The sequence below is a fragment of the Paraburkholderia tuberum STM678 genome, from assembly GCF_902833905.1.
GTDB classification, from domain to species: domain Bacteria; phylum Pseudomonadota; class Gammaproteobacteria; order Burkholderiales; family Burkholderiaceae; genus Paraburkholderia; species Paraburkholderia tuberum.
In genome coordinates, this window is the sequence record NZ_CADFGP010000039.1 from 55,050 (window position 1) to 72,157 (window position 17,108).

16 protein-coding genes and 1 other RNA gene are annotated in these 17,108 nt (G+C 63.6%); 13 read left to right on the plus strand and 4 right to left on the minus strand.

Annotation, left to right across the window (positions count from 1 at the left end):
* Positions 1-113: 113 nt before the first annotated feature.
* The 4 genes from edd to HWY30_RS28320 all read left to right on the plus strand — a co-directional run bounded on the left by edd (position 114) and on the right by HWY30_RS28320 (position 4,890).
* Positions 114-2,081, plus strand: a complete 1,968-nt coding sequence (edd, locus tag HWY30_RS28305; protein ID WP_090805464.1) for a phosphogluconate dehydratase — start codon at positions 114-116, stop codon at positions 2,079-2,081.
* A gap of 2 nt (positions 2,082-2,083) precedes the next feature.
* The gene (eda, locus tag HWY30_RS28310; protein WP_090801837.1) at positions 2,084-2,725 is read left to right on the plus strand and encodes a bifunctional 4-hydroxy-2-oxoglutarate aldolase/2-dehydro-3-deoxy-phosphogluconate aldolase; all 642 of its coding nucleotides are present in this window, start codon (positions 2,084-2,086) and stop codon (positions 2,723-2,725) included.
* Between the two features lie 256 nt (positions 2,726-2,981).
* Positions 2,982-4,385, plus strand: coding sequence for a GntT/GntP/DsdX family permease (locus HWY30_RS28315; protein ID WP_090801835.1), 1,404 nt, complete (start codon positions 2,982-2,984; stop codon positions 4,383-4,385).
* A 10-nt stretch (positions 4,386-4,395) separates the two neighbouring features.
* Positions 4,396-4,890 (plus strand): gluconokinase, encoded by a 495-nt coding sequence (locus HWY30_RS28320; RefSeq protein ID WP_090801834.1) that lies wholly within the window; start codon positions 4,396-4,398, stop codon positions 4,888-4,890.
* Positions 4,891-4,989: 99 nt separating this feature from the next.
* On the opposite strand, the gene purB is transcribed toward HWY30_RS28320, so the two are convergent.
* Positions 4,990-6,378, minus strand: a complete 1,389-nt coding sequence (gene purB / locus HWY30_RS28325; RefSeq protein ID WP_090801832.1) for an adenylosuccinate lyase — start codon at positions 6,376-6,378, stop codon at positions 4,990-4,992.
* Between the two features lie 164 nt (positions 6,379-6,542).
* Here purB and HWY30_RS28330 point away from each other — a divergent pair, with 164 nt between their 5' ends.
* From HWY30_RS28330 to HWY30_RS28355, 6 genes are all read left to right on the plus strand, one after another.
* Positions 6,543-7,499, plus strand: a complete 957-nt coding sequence (locus HWY30_RS28330) for a LysR family transcriptional regulator (RefSeq protein ID WP_090801831.1) — start codon at positions 6,543-6,545, stop codon at positions 7,497-7,499.
* 162 nt (positions 7,500-7,661) lie between these two features.
* Entirely contained in the window at positions 7,662-8,984 is a 1,323-nt protein-coding gene (locus tag HWY30_RS28335) for a Glu/Leu/Phe/Val family dehydrogenase (protein WP_090801829.1), read from the plus strand.
* Between the two features lie 284 nt (positions 8,985-9,268).
* Positions 9,269-10,162, plus strand: a complete 894-nt coding sequence (locus HWY30_RS28340; RefSeq protein ID WP_090801828.1) for a glutamate/aspartate ABC transporter substrate-binding protein — start codon at positions 9,269-9,271, stop codon at positions 10,160-10,162.
* Positions 10,163-10,251: 89 nt separating this feature from the next.
* Entirely contained in the window at positions 10,252-10,992 is a 741-nt protein-coding gene (locus HWY30_RS28345) for an amino acid ABC transporter permease (protein WP_090801827.1), read from the plus strand.
* Entirely contained in the window at positions 10,992-11,669 is a 678-nt protein-coding gene (gltK, locus tag HWY30_RS28350; protein ID WP_018421788.1) for a glutamate/aspartate ABC transporter permease GltK, read from the plus strand. The genes HWY30_RS28345 and gltK overlap by 1 nt, the downstream gene beginning before the upstream one ends.
* Positions 11,666-12,391: an amino acid ABC transporter ATP-binding protein gene (locus HWY30_RS28355; protein ID WP_090801826.1), complete on the plus strand. Its 726-nt coding sequence runs from the start codon at positions 11,666-11,668 to the stop codon at positions 12,389-12,391. Before gltK ends, HWY30_RS28355 begins: the two co-directional genes overlap by 4 nt.
* Before the next feature lie 100 nt (positions 12,392-12,491).
* Here the strand turns inward: HWY30_RS28355 and HWY30_RS28360 are convergent, their stop codons facing one another.
* On the minus strand, positions 12,492-13,451 hold the full coding sequence (locus tag HWY30_RS28360) for a class II glutamine amidotransferase (RefSeq protein WP_090801825.1): 960 nt from the start codon (positions 13,449-13,451) through the stop codon (positions 12,492-12,494).
* A gap of 163 nt (positions 13,452-13,614) precedes the next feature.
* On the opposite strand from HWY30_RS28360, the gene pyrC reads away from it, so the two are divergent.
* The 3 genes from pyrC to rnpB all read left to right on the plus strand — a co-directional run bounded on the left by pyrC (position 13,615) and on the right by rnpB (position 16,066).
* On the plus strand, positions 13,615-14,676 hold the full coding sequence (gene pyrC / locus HWY30_RS28365) for a dihydroorotase (protein WP_090801824.1): 1,062 nt from the start codon (positions 13,615-13,617) through the stop codon (positions 14,674-14,676).
* Between the two features lie 11 nt (positions 14,677-14,687).
* On the plus strand, positions 14,688-15,617 hold the full coding sequence (locus HWY30_RS28370; protein ID WP_090801823.1) for a DUF3025 domain-containing protein: 930 nt from the start codon (positions 14,688-14,690) through the stop codon (positions 15,615-15,617).
* A gap of 35 nt (positions 15,618-15,652) precedes the next feature.
* An RNA gene (gene rnpB / locus HWY30_RS28375) (RNase P RNA component class A) lies at positions 15,653-16,066 on the plus strand.
* 86 nt (positions 16,067-16,152) lie between these two features.
* Here rnpB and HWY30_RS28380 read toward each other — a convergent pair.
* Together HWY30_RS28380 and HWY30_RS41110 are read right to left on the minus strand one after the other, a co-directional pair.
* Positions 16,153-16,575 (minus strand): OsmC family protein, encoded by a 423-nt coding sequence (locus HWY30_RS28380; protein ID WP_026226035.1) that lies wholly within the window; start codon positions 16,573-16,575, stop codon positions 16,153-16,155.
* 320 nt (positions 16,576-16,895) lie between these two features.
* Positions 16,896-17,108 (minus strand): hypothetical protein (locus HWY30_RS41110; RefSeq protein WP_208524328.1); only part of this gene is annotated, 213 nt, incomplete at its 5' end.

Genomic DNA, 17,108 nt, shown 5'->3' on the forward strand with positions numbered 1-17,108 from the left:
TCGTCATTGCGATCGTGTAGTTTTTCTACTAAGATGACGTCGTTCGATATCACAACCCCGCGATACCGCCAGGTGTCATGCGTGCGCCTGCCGCCAGCGACGAAGGAGCTCCGATGGTTTCCCCGCATTCGCAATTGTTGAAGGTCACGCAACGCGTGATCGAGCGCAGCAAGCCCACGCGCGAAGCGTATCTGGCCCGCATCGAGCATGCGCAGGGGCGCTTTCCGGCGCGCGGCGCGTTGTCGTGCGCGAACCTCGCTCACGGTTTCGCCGGCCTCGAGGGCAACGACAAGCTCGTGATCAAGCAGATTCGCGAGCCGAATATCGGCATCGTGTCGTCGTACAACGAGATGCTGTCGGCGCACGCGCCGTACAAAAACTACCCGGACATCATCAAGCAGGCCGCGCGCGAAAACGGCGGCGTCGCGCAATTCGCGGGCGGCGTGCCGGCGATGTGCGACGGCGTCACGCAGGGCAACGCGGGCATGGAGCTGTCGCTGTTCTCGCGCGAAGTGATCGCGATGAGCACGGCCGTCGCGCTCACCCACAACATGTTCGACGCGGCGCTGTGCCTCGGCATCTGCGACAAGATCGTGCCGGGCCTGCTGATCGGCGCGCTGCAGTTCGGCCATCTGCCGACCATCTTCGTGCCGGCCGGCCCGATGGCAAGCGGCCTGTCGAACGACGACAAAGCCAGGACGCGTCAGCAGTTCGCGACCGGCCAGTGCGGCCGCGACGCGCTGCTCGAAGCGGAAGCGGCCGCCTATCACAGCCACGGCACCTGCACCTTCTACGGCACCGCGAACAGTAATCAGATGCTGATGGAAGTGATGGGCCTGCATCTGCCGGGCTCGGCCTTCGTGCATCCGCACACGCCGCTGCGCGACGCGCTGACCGCGCAGGCCGCGCGCCGCGTGCTCGATCTGACGGTCGAGCGCGGCCACTACATGCCGATCGGCCATGTGGTCGACGAGAAGGCGATCGTCAACGGCATCGTCGCGCTGCTGGCGACGGGCGGCTCGACCAATCACACGCTGCACCTCGTCGCAATCGCGCGCGCGGCCGGCATCGTGATCGACTGGGACGACTTCGACACGCTGTCGCAGGCGGTACCGCTGCTTGCGAAGATCTATCCGAACGGCAAGGCCGACGTGAACCACTTCCACGCGGCGGGCGGCGTCGCGTTCCTCGTGCGCAATCTGCTCGAAGGCGGTCTGCTGCATGAAGACGTGAACACGGTCGCGGGCAAGGGTCTGAAGCGCTACACCGAGGAGCCGAAGCTGCTCGACGGCAAGCTGCAATGGGTGGCAGGTGTCGAGGCGAGCGCGGACACAGCGGTGCTGCGCGGCATCAAGGAGCCGTTCCAGCCGGACGGCGGCCTGCGTCTGATGCAGGGCAAGCTCGGCCGCGGCGTAATCAAGATTTCGGCGGTCGCGGCGCAGCATCGCAAGGTGAAGGCGCCGGCAATCGTGTTCGATTCGCAGGAAGCGGTGCAGGAAGCGTTCGACAAGGGCGAGCTCAAGCGCGACTTCATCGCGGTGGTGCGCTTCCAGGGCGCACGCGCCAACGGCATGCCCGAGTTGCATCGTTTGACGCCGCTGCTCGGTGTGCTGCAGGATCAGGGTTTCCATGTCGCGCTGGTGACCGATGGCCGTATGTCGGGCGCGTCGGGCAAGGTGCCGGCGGTCATCCATCTGTCGCCGGAAGCGTTGCTGCAAGGCCCGATCGGCAAAGTGCGCACGGGCGACATGCTGGTGATCGACGCCGAAGCGGGCGTGCTCGACATCGAGATCGACGCAGCCGAGTGGGCCGCGCGTCCGAACGCCGAGCCGCTGCATCAGGCGGACAACGAAGTCGGCTTCGGCCGCGAGCTGTTCGGCGTGTTCCGTGCGGCGGCGGCGCCGGCGGAGCAGGGCGCGTCGGTGTTCGGCAAGCTGGTCGGCGAGGGCGGCACGGTCGATGGCCAGCACGGCCACGGCAGCCATCACAGGCACGGCCACGACGGTGACCATCAACCCAGCGACCATCATCACACGAGCACCGCGCAAGCCGGCGCGGCGCTGCAGAAACAAGGAGTCTGACTATGACGTCGAAAACAGTAAGCGATATCGTGCGCCTCGGCCCGGTGATTCCGGTGCTCGCGTTCGACACGGTCGAACAGGGCGAACACGTGTCGCGCGCGTTGCACGCGGGCGGCGTGAAGGTGCTCGAAATCACGCTGCGCACGCCGGCGGGCCTCGGCGCGATCGAGCGTGCGTGCGAACTCGCGGACGACATCGTGGTCGGTGTCGGCACGATCACGAAGCCCGAGCATTGCGCCCAGGCGAAGAAGGCGGGCGCGCAGTTCGGCGTGTCGCCGGGTCTGACCAAGGACATGCACAAGGCCGCGCAGGATGTGGGTCTGCCGCTGTTGCCCGGCGTGATGACGCCGTCGGACATCATCCTCGCGCTCGAGCTCGGCTACGAGATCGTCAAGTTCTTCCCCGCACAGCAGGCGGGCGGCGTGCCGATGCTGCAGGCGTTCCATGGCCCGTTCCCGGCGCTGAAGTTCTGCCCGACCGGCGGCATCACGCCGGAAAGCGCGCCGCACTTCCTGTCGCTGCCGAACGTGGTCTGTGTCGGCGGTTCGTGGCTCACGCCGAAGGCCGCGCTCGCCGCGCAGAACTGGGACGAGCTCACGCGCCTCGCGCGCGCCGCGAGCCAACTGGCGGCACCCGCGCACTAAGCCCCACAACCCAATAGCGCATCGGTCAACTGAACCGGGCCCAGGAGTCTCGTCGATACAGCCGCATCAGGCTGTCGCGCCGAGACTCTTTTTTTACCTGATATGCGTGCTGGATTTGCGCGCGCTTTCTGGAAACAAACAGTAGAATTCAGCGTCCGCGCGGCTAGCCGGGTTTTCAGGCATCGCGCAGGTTGCCGTGAGACGAAGTGCCGGCCGCATCCGCACTCTGAAGTCAATAAACCAAAGGAGGGGCTTCATGGAATCTGCCCACGGCAGCTTGCTGCTGGTCTACGCATTGATCGCGATCGCGCTGCTGATCTTGCTGATCACGCGCTTCAAGGTCTATCCGTTTCTCGTTCTGATCATCGTGTCGTTGCTGCTGGGCCTCGTGGCCGGCATGCCGATGCAGACCATCGTCAAATCGTTCGAAACGGGGAACGGCAACACGCTCGGGCACATTGCCGTCGTCGTCGGTCTCGGTACGATGCTCGGCAAGATGATGGCCGAATCGGGCGGCGCCGAGCGCATCGCGACCACGCTGATCAACTGGTTCGGTGAGAAACACATTCACTGGGCGATGATGGTGGTCGCGATCATCGTCGGCTTGCCGGTGTTCTTCGAAGTCGGCTTCGTGCTGCTGATTCCGATCGCGTTCAACGTCGCCAAGCGCACCAACAAATCACTGCTGCTGGTCGGCCTGCCGATGGTCGCGGGTCTGTCCGTCGTGCACGGGCTGATTCCGCCGCACCCGGCCGCACTGCTCGCCGTGCAGGCGTATCACGCGGACATCGGCAAGACGATCGCCTACGGTCTGATCGTCGGCGTGCCGTGCGCGATCGTCGCCGGTCCGCTGTTCGCGTTGCTGGTGAGCCGTCATGTCCAGTTGCCGAAGGAAAATCCGCTTGCCGCGCAATTTCTGGGCAGCGACGTGAAGGACGCCAACGGCGTGCAAAGTGGTAACGCCGCGAAGACCGCTGCACCGAAGCGCGAACTGCCGGGCTTCGGCATCACGCTGGTCACGATCCTGTTGCCGGTGGTCCTGATGCTGGTCGGCAGCTGGGCCGACCTGGTTTTCGAGCCGAAGACGCTGCCGAACGATCTGCTGCGCTTTTTCGGCAACACCGACGTCGCGCTGCTGACGGCCGTGCTGGTCAGCTTCTGGACCTTCGGCGCGAGCCGCGGCTTTAACCGCGAGCAGATTCAGAAGTTCTGCGGAGAATGTCTCGCGCCGATCGCGGGTATTACACTGATCGTCGGTGCGGGCGGCGGTTTTGGCCGCGTACTGATGGATAGCGGCATTTCGAAGGAAATCACCAGCGTGGCGACCGCGGTGCATCTGTCGCCGCTGCTGTTCGGCTGGCTCGTCGCGGCGATGATGCGTCTCGCGACCGGCTCGGCCACCGTCGCGATGACGACCGCCTGCGGCATCGTCGCGCCGATCGCGGCTGCAGGCGCGGTGCAGGTGAAGCCGGAACTGATGGTGCTCGCGACCGGCTCGGGCTCGCTGATCTTCTCGCACGTGAACGACGGCGGCTTCTGGCTGATCAAGGAATATTTCGGCATGACGGTGGTGCAGACCTTCAAGACGTGGTCGCTCCTCGAAACCATCATTTCGGTGATGGGGCTGGGCCTGACCTTCGCACTCGCGGCGGTCCTGTAAGGAGTTTCAAATGATTCTGATCGCAATGGGCGTGTCGGGCGCCGGCAAGACGAGGATTGGCGAAATGCTGGCCGAGCGCCTGCATTGCGCGTTCACCGACGGCGACGCGTTCCATAGCGCGGCGAACAAGGAGAAGATGCACCACGGCATTCCGCTCACCGACGAAGACCGCTGGCCGTGGCTGAAGACGATCCGCGCGGCGATCGAGGAAAAGCAGAAAGCGGGCGAGACGGCGGTGTTCACGTGTTCGTCGCTGAAGCGCTCATATCGCGACATTCTGCGTGCCGGCGACAAGGACGTGTGCTTTGTCTACCTGAAGGGTTCGCGCGAGGTGCTCGCGGAGCGTCTCGGGGATCGCACCGGGCATTTCTTCGATCCGTCGCTGCTGCAAAGCCAGCTCGATACGCTCGAGGAGCCCGGTGACGACGAAGCGATCACGGTCAGCATCGATCTGACGCCGGAACAGATCGTCGACGAGGTGCTCAGGCAGGTCGAAGCGCGCTGAGTCGTTGATTGCTTCGCGTTCCAGCTTCGAACGCGGGACGAAAAAAAAGCCGCTCCTCGGAGCGGCTTTTTTATGCATTGAAGAAGCTGGGCCAGCCGATCAGCCGATCCGCTTCGCCAGTTCGACGGCCCGGCCGATGTACGAGCCGGGCGTCATCGCGAGCAGGCGGTCCTTCGCGTCCTGCGCAATCGCCAGGCCGCCAATGAAGCTCTGCAGCGCCTCGCGCGTGATGCCCTTGCCGCGCGTGAGCTCCTTCAGCTGCTCGTACGGATTCTCGATGCCGTAACGGCGCATCACGGTCTGCACCGGCTCGGCCAGCACTTCCCAGCAGTTGTCGAGGTCTTCGTTCAGACGCTGCGCATTCACTTCGAGCTTGTCGAGGCCGCGGATCAGCGAGTCGTACGCGAGCAGCGAGTAGCCGAACGCGACGCCGATGTTGCGCAGCACCGTCGAGTCGGTCAGGTCGCGCTGCCAGCGCGACACCGGCAGCTTGTCGGCGAGGTGACGCAACGTCGCGTTCGCGAGGCCGAGGTTGCCTTCCGAGTTTTCGAAGTCGATCGGATTGACCTTGTGCGGCATCGTCGACGAACCGATTTCGCCGGCCTTCGTGCGCTGCTTGAAGTAGCCGAGCGAGATGTAGCCCCACACGTCGCGGTCCAGATCCAGCAGGATCGTGTTCGCGCGCGAGATCGCGTCGAACAGCTCGGCCATGTAGTCGTGCGGCTCGATCTGGGTCGTGTATGGATTGAACGCGAGCTTCAGACGGTTCTCGACGACGTCCTTCGAGAATGCTTGCCAGTCGAACTCCGGATACGCGGACAGGTGCGCGTTGAAGTTGCCGACCGCGCCGTTCATCTTGCCGAGCAGTTCGACCTTCGCGATACGTTCGATCGCACGCGCGAGCCGCGCGGCGACGTTGGCGATTTCCTTGCCGAGCGTGGTCGGGCTGGCCGGCTGGCCGTGCGTGCGCGACAACATCGGCTGGGCGGCGTGCGCGTGCGCGAGCGCAACGAGGCGTTGATGCACCGAGCGCAGCGCCGGCAGGATCACGTGTTCGCGCGCGCCGGCGAGCATCAGGCCGTGCGACGTGTTGTTGATGTCTTCCGACGTGCACGCGAAGTGGATGAACTCGCTCGCGCGCTCCAGTTCTTCATGGCCCTTCACCGATTCCTTCAGCCAGTATTCGACGGCCTTCACGTCGTGGTTCGTCACGCGCTCGATTTCCTTGATGCGCGCGGCATCGTGCGCGGTGAAGCGCTCGGCCAGTTGCAGCAGGAATTGCTCGGACGCCTCGGAGAAGCGCGGCACTTCAGCGAAGCCGGCGCGCGACAGCGCGATCAGCCAGTGGATTTCGACCGTCACGCGATTGCGCATGAAGGCGGCTTCCGAGAGCCAGTCGCGCAGGGCCTCGGTTTTGGCGGCGTAGCGGCCGTCGAGCGGGGAAAGCGCGTTCAGCGCGAACAGGGTGTCGGGGCGGGTGTCGGACATGATGAGGACCGGGTTGAAGCGGTTGAGCGTTCAGCGAGCGGGTCGGGAACGGAGGGAACCGTGGATTTTACCACTGTGACGCGATCGGCCCGCCCGGATGCGTCGGTCGCAATCCGCGCCGCTAGAATGCAGACTTCTTCCCTCTCGACGGCAAGCGCAATCGCATGGAACTGAAATGGCTCGAAGACTTTATTTCGCTCGCGGAAACGCGTAGCTTCAGCCGCTCGGCCGAGTTGCGCCACGTCACGCAGCCGGCTTTCTCGCGCCGCATCCAGGCGCTCGAAGCGTGGCTCGGCACGGAACTGATCGACCGTTCTGTTTATCCGACGCGGCTCACGGCGGCCGGTCAGGTGTTCAACGAGCAGGCGCTCGCGATGCTGTCGCAATTTCACGAGGCGCGCGCGCTGCTGCGCGGCCACACGGCGACGCCCCAGGCGACGATCGAATTCGCGGTCCCCCACACGCTGTCGCTCACTTACTTCCCGCGCTGGCTGCAGCGCATCGAGGCGCAGATGGGCCCGATCCACACGCGGCTGCGCGCGCTGAACGTGCACGACGCGGCGCTCTCGCTGGTGGAAGGCGGCTGCGATCTGATGATGGGCTACCACCATCCGAGCCATCCGGTCGCGCTCGATCCGGCGCGCTACGACATGCTGACGCTCGGCCACGAGCCGATCAGCCCGTTCTCGGCGCCGGCCCGGGCGGGCCGGCCGCGTCACACGCTGCCAGGCTCGGCCGATGCGCCCGCGCCGTATCTGTCGTACACGCCGAACGCGTACCTCGGGCGCATGACCGAGGTGATTCTCGCGAACGCGCCGGAGCGCCTGCACCTCGACCGGCTCTACGAAACCGACATGGCCGAGGGGCTCAAGGCGATGGCGCTCGCTGGTCACGGCATCGCGTTTCTGCCGCATAGCGCGGTCGAAGATGCGGTGGCCGAAGGCCGGCTGATCCGCCTCGATCGCGCGACGCGCGGCACGCCGGAAGGGCAGCTGACGCTCAGCATGGAGATTCGTCTGTATCGCGACAAGCTCGCCGCGAAAAGCGACGACGCGCGCCAGATTCTCGTGCGCCGGTTGTGGGACGTGGTGTCGGAGGAACTCCGGCAGAGCGCCGCCTGAGCCGCGGCATAAAACTCAAACTCGAACCTGCGTCGCGACGACGCGAATTTGCGGCTTTGCGAACGTTATGCAAGAAAAACATAACGGGATAAGGAAACGGCATTGGATTTCGATACGGCGTTTTTCCACAATGCCCGTACTCGATCAAACGCCGGAGCGTTCATGTCATCCCAGCAACAAGCCGCAGAATCGGTCCAAGCCGCCTCAACGTTGCAAGCCGTTCCCTCCTACCTCAATAAGGAAGACCTCGGCCCTTGGGGCAACTATCTGCGCCAGGTCGACCGCGTCGCGCCGTATCTCGGTTCGCTGTCCCGCTGGCTCGAAACCCTGAAACGCCCGAAGCGCATTCTCGTCGTCGACGTGCCCATCGAACTCGACAACGGCACGGTCGCGCACTTCGAGGGTTATCGCGTGCAACACAACGTGTCGCGCGGTCCGGGCAAGGGCGGCGTGCGTTATCACCAGGACGTTACGCTATCCGAAGTGATGGCGCTGTCCGCGTGGATGTCGGTGAAGAACGCGGCGGTGAACGTGCCGTACGGCGGCGCGAAGGGCGGCATCCGCGTCGATCCGCGCACGCTGTCGCGTGGCGAGCTCGAGCGCGTGACGCGCCGCTATACGAGCGAGATCGGCATCATCATCGGACCGAATACCGACATCCCCGCGCCGGACGTGAACACGAACGAGCAGATCATGGCGTGGATGATGGACACGTACTCGATGAATCAGGGCCAGACGGCCACCGGCGTCGTGACTGGCAAGCCGATCACGCTCGGCGGCTCGCTCGGCCGTCGCGAGGCGACCGGCCGCGGCGTGTTCGTGGTGGGCTGCGAAGCGGCTCGCCGCATCGGCTTCGACATCGAAGGCGCGCGTATCGCGGTGCAGGGCTTCGGCAACGTCGGCGGCATCGCCGCGCGTCTGTTCCAGGAGGCGGGCGCGAAGGTCGTCGCGGTGCAGGACCACACCGGCTCGGTGTACAAGTCCACCGGCATCGACGCGGTCGCGCTGCTCGACTACGTCGCGAAGACGGGCGGCGTCGGCGGTTTCCCCGAAGCCGACGCGATCACCGGTGAGGAGTTCTGGATCGTCGAGTCGGACATCCTGATTCCGGCGGCGCTGGAAAATCAGATCACCGAAAAAAACGCCGGCAAGATCAAGACCAGGATCATCGTCGAGGGCGCGAACGGCCCGACCACCACGGCGGCGGACGACATCCTGCACGATCGCGGCATCCTCGTGATTCCGGACGTGGTCGCGAATGCCGGCGGTGTGACAGTGTCATATTTCGAATGGGTCCAGGACTTCTCGAGCTTCTTCTGGACCGAGGACGAGATCAACGAGCGCCTCGAGCGCGTGATGCGCGAAGCGTTCGCGGCGGTGTGGCAGGTGTCGAGCGAGCAGAACGTGTCGGTGCGCACGGCTGCGTTCATCGTCGCGTGTAAGCGGATTTTGCAGGCGCGCGAGATGCGCGGCTTGTATCCCTGATGGACCGTGTCCTATCTTGTTTGAAACGGCGGTGACGCGGCCCGGTATCCGGGCCGGGAGGCGCACACCGCCGAAACTTCGTGCATCAACGCGGTCCACAAGACGGCGTGTTTGACCGGCGGGCGGCATCCTATCGATGCCGCCCGCCTTCTCATATGCGCGAAACGGCCGTGCCACGGCGCCGCGAGCCCATCGCGGCGTGCGCGCAACAGAATGGTTAATAGCGATACTTTCAGAAAAATTACTTTGTTACACTGGCGCCGGTTCTTGCCAAGGAGATCTAGATGAAGATTAAAAAAGCTGCGCTGCTGCTCGCGACTCTCGGACTGTTTACGGTTGGCGCGCATGCGCAAGACTCGGGCACGCTGAAAAAGATCAAGGATACGGGCGTCATTTCGCTGGGCCATCGCGAATCGTCGATCCCGTTCTCCTATTACGACGAAAAGCAGAACGTGATCGGCTACTCGCAGGATTACGCGATGAAGATCGTCGAGGCCGTCAAGCAGAAGCTGAACATGCCGAACCTGAAGGTGAAGCTCGTGCCGGTCACGTCGCAGAACCGCATTCCGCTCGTGCAGAACGGCACGGTCGACATCGAGTGCGGTTCAACCACGAATAACCTCGAGCGTCAGCAGCAGGCTGCCTTCACGAACACGATCTTCGTGATCGGCACGCGCCTGATGACCAAGAAAGATTCCGGCATCAAGGACTTCCCGGACCTGAAGGGCAAGACGGTCGTCACGACCGCCGGCACCACGTCCGAGCGCCTGCTTCGCAAGATGAACCAGGACAAGAACATGGGCATGAACATCATCAGCGCGAAGGATCACGGCGAATCGTTCCTGACGCTGTCGACGGGCCGTGCCGCCGCGTTCATGATGGACGACGCGCTGCTCGCCGGCGAGCGCGCGAAGTCGAGCAACCCGGGCGATTTCGTGATCGTCGGCACGCCGCAATCGAGGGAGGCGTACGGCTGCATGCTGCGCAAGAACGACCCCGACTTCAAGAAGGTCGCCGACGACGCCATCGCGAAGGTGCAAACGTCGGGCGAAGGCGAACAGATCTACAAGCGCTGGTTCGAATCGCCGATCCCGCCGAAGGGCCTGAACCTGAACTTCCCGATGAGCGACGATATGCGTGCGCTGTTCAAGAACCCGAACGACAAGGCAATCGACTAAACTAGCTGCTTTTTCGACACTTTCAAAACGCTGAAAGGAACGGAAGGGGCCGCGCGCTTCTTCCGTTTCTTTTTGCCGGAGTCTTGGTCATGTCATATCACTGGAACTGGGGCATTCTGCTGAGTCCCGTCTCCACGGGCGAGCCGACCACCTACCTGGGCTGGCTGCTCTCGGGGCTGTGGGTGACGGTCACCGTGTCGCTGTCGGCATGGGTGATCGCGCTGATCGTCGGCTCGCTCTTCGGTGTGCTGCGCACGGTGCCCAACAAATGGGCGTCGGGCGTCGGCACCGTCTACGTCGCGATTTTCCGTAACATTCCGCTGATCGTGCAGTTCTTCATCTGGTATCTGGTGATACCGGAGCTGCTGCCCGTGTCGATCGGCAACTGGTTCAAGCAATTGCCGCCGGGCGCGCAGTTCTTCTCATCGTCGATCGTGTGTCTGGGCCTCTTCACCGCCGCGCGCGTGTGCGAGCAGGTGCGCTCGGGCATCAACGCGTTGCCGCGCGGGCAGCGCGCGGCCGGTCTGGCGGTAGGCTTCACGCAGTGGCAGACGTATCGCTATGTGCTGCTGCCGGTCGCGTACCGCATCATCGTGCCGCCGCTCACCTCCGAGTTTCTGAACATCTTCAAGAACTCCGCGGTTGCCTCGACGATCGGTCTGCTCGATCTGTCCGCGCAGGCGCGCCAGCTCGTCGACTACACGTCGCAAACTTACGAATCGTTCATCGCGGTCACGGTCGCATACATGCTGATCAATCTGATCGTGATGCAACTGATGCGCTGGGTCGAAGTGAAGGCCCGGCTGCCCGGCTATATCGGAGGAAAGTGATGCATCATTTCGACTGGAGCGGTATTCCGGGCGCGCTGCCTACGCTATGGACCGGCGCGATCATCACGTTCAAGATCACGCTGATCGCGATCGTATTCGGCATCATCTGGGGCACCATTCTCGCGATGTTTCGACTGTCGCCGATCAAGCCGCTCGGATGGTTCGCGCAGGCTTACGTGACGCTCTTCCGTTCGATCCCGCTCGTGATGGTGCTGCTGTGGTTCTTCCTGATCGTGCCGCAGGTGCTGCAAAGCGTGCTCGGTCTGTCGGCCGACATCGACATCCGGCTCGCCTCGGCGATGGTCGCGTTCTCGCTGTTCGAGGCCGCGTATTATTCGGAGATCATCCGCGCCGGCATTCAGGCGGTGCCGCGTGGTCAGGTCAACGCGTCGTTCGCGCTCGGCATGACCTATGGGCAGGCGATGCGCCTGATCGTGCTGCCGCAGGCGTTCCGCGCGATGGTGCCGCTGCTGCTCACGCAGGGTATCGTGCTGTTTCAGGATACGTCGCTCGTCTACGTGATCAGCCTCGCCGACTTCTTCCGCACGGCTACGAATATTGGCGATCGTGACGGCACGAACGTCGAGATGGTACTGTTCGCGGGCGCGTGTTATTTCGTGATCTGCGTGATCGCGTCGAGCCTCGTCAAAGGTCTTCAGAAAAAGGTCGCAAGATGATCTCTATCAAGAATGTTTCGAAGTGGTACGGCCATTTCCAGGTGCTGACCGACTGCACGACGGAAGTCAAAAAGGGCGAAGTGGTCGTGGTGTGCGGGCCGTCCGGTTCGGGCAAGTCCACGCTGATCAAGACCGTCAACGGACTCGAGCCGTTCCAGAAGGGCGAGATCGTCATCAACGGCCAGTCGCTGACCGACAAGAAAACCAATCTGTCGAAGCTGCGCTCGAAGGTCGGCATGGTGTTCCAGCACTTCGAACTGTTTCCGCATCTGTCGATCGTGCAGAACCTGACGCTCGCGCAGGTCAAGGTGCTCGGCCGCTCGAACGACGAGGCGACCGCGAAGGCCCTGAAGCTGCTCGATCGCGTCGGTCTGCGCGCACATGCGGACAAGTATCCGGGGCAGCTGTCCGGTGGTCAGCAGCAGCGCGTGGCGATTGCGCGTGCGCTCTCCATGGACCCGATCGCGATGCTGTTCGACGAGCCGACCTCGGCGCTCGATCCGGAGATGATCAACGAAGTGCTCGACGTGATGGTCGAACTCGCGCAGGAAGGCATGACGATGATGTGCGTGACGCACGAAATGGGCTTCGCGAAGAAGGTCGCGCATCGCGTGATTTTCATGGACAAGGGTTTGATCGTCGAAGACGACCGCAAGGAAGACTTCTTCGCGAATCCGAAGTCGGATCGCGCGAAGGATTTTCTCGCGAAGATTCTGCACTGAGGGTGGGTGCGCAGGCCTCGTTTCGGGGCTCGCGCGGGACGAAAAAAAGCCGCTCCGTGGAGCGGCTTTTTGTTTCGCAGGCGTAAGGTGACGCGGCGGCTTACGACTCGAACGCTGCCGTGTCATCGGCGGCTTCGAGATCGGTTTCGCTGTCGGGTGAAAGCGTGGTTGCGCTCGTGCCCACTGCGTGCGCGCCGTTCGACGCCGCGATCGTCGTGGCCGACGCCGATGCGTCGAGTGCCGGATTGCGCAACTTTTCGAGCACCGACTGCGGCACCGGGATATTGGCGCGGCCGATCACGTCGCCATGCTGGAACATCAGCAGATCGCCGGGCTTGAACGCGGTCCACACTTCGTTGTCGGTCAGCGGCTTGGTCGCGATCACCGCGACGCGGTCTTCGGGTGTCGTGTATTTGGCGAAATCGATCGACACGTCCGCGTCGACCAGATGCGCGGTCGAAAACGGCCAGCGACGCACGACGTAATGCAGATGCGTCGAGCAATGCGCGAACAGGGCCTGGCCGTTAGACATCAGGAAATTGAACACGCCGTACTGCGTGATTTCACGCGTGAGCGTCTCGAGCGCGGCGAACAGCTCGTGAAGCGGCGGCTGCAGCGCGCCCGGAAAAGCCTTACGCAAACCTTCCAGCAGCGCGCAGAACGAGAGTTCGCTGTCGGTCGTGCCGACCGGCTGATACACGCCGTTCAGTTCCGGCGCGTAAGCCTGCAGGTCGCCGTTATGCGCGAAGATCCAGTGACGCCCCCACAGTTCGCGCATGAACGGGTGGCAGTTTTCGAGCAGGATGTGCCCTTGCGTCGCCTTGCGGATGTGCGCGATCGTGTTTTTCGATTTGATCGGATAGCGCTTGACCATCTCGGCGATCGGCGACGTGGCCGACGATTGATGATCGATGAACAGGCGGCACGCCTTGTCTTCAAAGAAAGCGATGCCCCAGCCGTCGGCGTGGTGATCGGTGACGCCGCCACGCGCCGCAAAGCCGGTAAAGGAAAACGTGACGTCCGTCGGCGCGGCGCAGTTCATTCCGAGAAGTTGGCACATGTTGCAGGTGAGCCTGTGAACGGAGTGAGCCGTTACAATGATGATTTCCCAAGCATATCACCGAGCCGGAGACGCCAAATAGCAAAATTGACATGTGTTTGGGCCGCTACAACGCGGTTTGACCGGTCGATCAGCGAGGCGCGCGAAGTCTCGTATTCCTGCCATGACTGCTTCCAACGTTTCCCCCGATTCCGTCACACTGGTCCGCCCGGACGACTGGCATCTGCACGTGCGCGACGGCGCGATGCTCGCGGCCGTGCTGCCTGACACCGCGCGCCAGTTCGGTCGCGCGATCATCATGCCGAACCTGAAGCCGCCGGTCGCGACGACCGCGATGGCGAAGGCATATCGCGAGCGCATCATCGCCGCGATTCCCGAGGGCGCGCAATTCGAGCCGCTGATGACGCTGTACCTGACCGACAACACGCCGCCCGACGAGATCCGCCGCGCGCGCGAGAGCGGCTTCGTGCACGGCGTGAAGCTGTACCCGGCGGGCGCGACGACGAACTCCGACGCGGGCGTCACCGATCTGATGAAGTGCGCGAAGACGCTGGAAGTGATGCAGGAAGTCGGCATGCCGCTGCTCGTGCATGGCGAGGTGACCGATTCGGACATCGATCTGTTCGATCGCGAAAAGGTCTTCATCGATCGCGTGATGATGCCGCTGCGCCGCGCATTTCCGGCGCTGAAAGTCGTGTTCGAGCACATCACGACGAAGGACGCGGCCGACTACGTCCGCGAAGCGGGCGTCGCGCCGCAACTGCTTGGCGCTACGATCACCGCGCACCATCTGCTGTACAACCGCAACGCGATTTTCCAGGGGGGCATCCGTCCGCATTACTACTGCCTGCCGGTGCTCAAACGCGAGACGCATCGCGTCGCGCTGGTCGAGGCGGCGACCTCGGGCGATCCGCGCTTCTTCCTCGGCACCGACAGCGCGCCGCATCCGAAGGGGCTGAAGGAACACGCGTGCGGTTGCGCAGGCTGCTACACCGCGCTGCACGCGCTCGAGCTCTATACCGAAGCATTCGACAAGGCCGGCGCGCTCGACAAGCTCGAAGGCTTCGCGAGCTTCCATGGTCCGGACTTCTACCGTCTGCCGCGCAATACGGAGAAGGTCACGCTGCGTCGCGAGGAATGGACGCTGCCGGCCGAGCTGCCGGCCGGCGATACGCCGGTCGTGCCGCTGCGAGGCGGGGAGTCGATTGGCTGGCGTCTCGTTTGAGGCTGCGGTAGATGCGGGAGCGTGAGGCGGGGCAGCGCGCTGCCAAGATTGATAAGGCGGCGAAAGCGGGCTCCGCGGTAGCGCATGAAGCCGCGGCGACCAAAGCTGCGCGCGGCATGGCACCCGAGCCTCTGCCACCGTGCTTCGCCGCAATCGACTGGTCGAAGCCGTGGTTCGCGCAATTCGCCACACGCGGTCAGCGTTGGCAGCAAGCCGCGCTGACCGGCTACGCGGACCTTCTCGCCGCGATGAACGCCGACGCCGCCCAGATGCAACAGACCACCGGCCGCGGCCAGCCTCTTGCGTTCATCGCGCAGGACGACCTGCCACCGGGTGCCGCGTACGAGGGGCATATAGCGTCGACCGGTTGCGTGCCGACGCGCCACAATCTGCACGACTTCTTCAACGGTTCAATGTGGTTCGCGTTTCCGCGCATCAAGGCGGCGCTGAACGCGCGCCAGTCGGCGGAACTCGACGTGCTCGGCGTCGGCCCGACGCGTGGCGGTGTGCGCGACATGCTGACCCTCTTCGACGAAAACGCGCTGCTGTTCGCTTGCGCCGATTCTTCGCTGAGCGCCGCGCTACGCGGCTTCGAGTGGCAGACGCTGTTTGTCGCGTGGCGCGATGCGTGGGGGCGGCGCTGCGAAGTGCGGTGCTTCGGCCATGCGCTGCTCGAAAAGCTGATCGCGCCGTTCAGGGGCTGCACCGGCCATGCATGGATCGTCGCCGTTCCGGCCGAGTATTTCGAATGGGACACCCCGGCGCGCGACGCATGGCTCGATGAAGCCGTCAGCGCGGCGCTGCTCGGCCCCGACGCTTTGACGAGCCGCATGTTCGCGCCGCTGCCGGTGCTCGGCATTCCGGGCTGGTGGCCCGAGAACGAATCGCCGGCGTTCTATGACGACACGTCCGTGTTCCGCACGGGGCGGCGCAAGCGCTAGGCGCTTCCAAGTTCGGTGTTAAAATTCGCGCCAGCAAAGCAGGCCAGGCAGTCGCGGCCTCGACGGCTTCGGCCAACGAGGGCGAGGAAAGTCCGGACTCCACAGGGCAGGGTGATGGCTAACGGCCATCCGTGGCGACACGCGGAACAGGGCAACAGAAAGCAAACCGCCGATGGCCCGGCGCAAGCCGGGATCAGGTAAGGGTGAAACGGTGCGGTAAGAGCGCACCGCGGCTGTCGCAAGGCAGACCGGCACGGTAACCTCCACCCGGAGCAATTCCAAGTAGGCAGGCGCGCATCTTCGCGATGCAGGACGGGGCCCCCGTCTCGTCTGCGGGTAGGAAGCTTGAGCGCGTCAGTAATGGCGCGCCTAGAGGAATGGCTGCCACGCGGGTCGAGTCTTCGGGCGCGGCGCGTGCACAGAATCCGGCTTATCGGCCTGCTTTGCCGCTGTATAAGGAAAGCCGGCGTCCGTTGGGACGCCGGCTTTTTCATTTGGGGCGGGGTGGCGGTCGTGGCCGCCATCGCTTTCGCGCTCAGAGCGCGACGATGTCGAACGAATGCGTGAGCTCGGCGGTCTTCGCGATCATGATCGACGCCGAGCAGTATTTGTCGTGCGAGAGGTTGATCGCGCGCTCGACGGTCGCCGGGTTCAGATTCTTGCCCGTCACCGTAAAGTGGAAGTGGATCTTCGTGAACACCTTCGGATCTTCGCTCGCGCGCTCGGCCTTCAGTGTCACCGAGCAGCCGGCGATCTCCTGGCGGCTCTTCTTCAGGATCATCACGACGTCGTAGGCGGTGCAGCCGCCGGTGCCGAGCAGCACCATTTCCATCGGGCGCGGCGCGAGGTTGCGTCCGCCACCCTCGGGTGCGCCGTCCATCGCGACCAGATGACCGCTGCCCGTCTCGGCCGCGAACGCCATCCCGTCTTGTCCCATCCAGCTTACTTTGCATTCCATGCTGTCACTCCCACCGCGCATCGCTTTGTCGAGACGGCATTGTAGCCCGGTGTCTGACGATTGGCGCACGCTGAGCGCATCCCGCGTCCATGCACGGTGATTGCTTTCTTGTTGCGGTGCGGAATGGGCGGGTGGTTCCAGAATTCCTCGGACAGTTTAGGGTACTTACTCTAAGGCATGTCTGATGCGATTCGAATTTTTTGGCCTTTAGTGCTTGAGCCAAAAGGAGTTTCGTCAAATGTCCTCCCTGCATCGAATCTGTCACATTGTGAAAACTAATTTCACAATGCAAATCTTCTTGCGTTGCACAAGGGTGACTCTTATAATTTACTCCATCGTTGCAGCAGTTCTGCAACCTCCGCTGTCTCCTCCACCTCCTCCTTTGGTGGATTAAACCCGAGCCGCTCGTTCGGGTTTTTTTTCGGTGCGCCAGGCATGGCGCGTAGCGCCGTGACTGGCGCTGTCCGACCCGCTGTGGTGGCGAGCCGGATGACTTGGGGGTGAAAGTCCTCTGCACACCCGGCAAGGGGAAG

Bases quoted from the DNA above. Each gene is read 5' to 3' on its own strand.
- edd (WP_090805464.1), top strand. From the start codon at position 114: ATGGTTTCCCCGCATTCGCAATTGTTGAAGGTCACGCAACGCGTGATC.
- eda (WP_090801837.1), top strand. From the start codon at position 2,084: ATGACGTCGAAAACAGTAAGCGATATCGTGCGCCTCGGCCCGGTGATT.
- HWY30_RS28315 (WP_090801835.1), top strand. From the start codon at position 2,982: ATGGAATCTGCCCACGGCAGCTTGCTGCTGGTCTACGCATTGATCGCG.
- HWY30_RS28320 (WP_090801834.1), top strand. From the start codon at position 4,396: ATGATTCTGATCGCAATGGGCGTGTCGGGCGCCGGCAAGACGAGGATT.
- purB (WP_090801832.1), bottom strand. From the start codon at position 6,378: ATGTCCGACACCCGCCCCGACACCCTGTTCGCGCTGAACGCGCTTTCC.
- HWY30_RS28330 (WP_090801831.1), top strand. From the start codon at position 6,543: ATGGAACTGAAATGGCTCGAAGACTTTATTTCGCTCGCGGAAACGCGT.
- HWY30_RS28335 (WP_090801829.1), top strand. From the start codon at position 7,662: ATGTCATCCCAGCAACAAGCCGCAGAATCGGTCCAAGCCGCCTCAACG.
- HWY30_RS28340 (WP_090801828.1), top strand. From the start codon at position 9,269: ATGAAGATTAAAAAAGCTGCGCTGCTGCTCGCGACTCTCGGACTGTTT.
- HWY30_RS28345 (WP_090801827.1), top strand. From the start codon at position 10,252: ATGTCATATCACTGGAACTGGGGCATTCTGCTGAGTCCCGTCTCCACG.
- gltK (WP_018421788.1), top strand. From the start codon at position 10,992: ATGCATCATTTCGACTGGAGCGGTATTCCGGGCGCGCTGCCTACGCTA.
- HWY30_RS28355 (WP_090801826.1), top strand. From the start codon at position 11,666: ATGATCTCTATCAAGAATGTTTCGAAGTGGTACGGCCATTTCCAGGTG.
- HWY30_RS28360 (WP_090801825.1), bottom strand. From the start codon at position 13,451: ATGTGCCAACTTCTCGGAATGAACTGCGCCGCGCCGACGGACGTCACG.
- pyrC (WP_090801824.1), top strand. From the start codon at position 13,615: ATGACTGCTTCCAACGTTTCCCCCGATTCCGTCACACTGGTCCGCCCG.
- HWY30_RS28370 (WP_090801823.1), top strand. From the start codon at position 14,688: ATGCGGGAGCGTGAGGCGGGGCAGCGCGCTGCCAAGATTGATAAGGCG.
- HWY30_RS28380 (WP_026226035.1), bottom strand. From the start codon at position 16,575: ATGGAATGCAAAGTAAGCTGGATGGGACAAGACGGGATGGCGTTCGCG.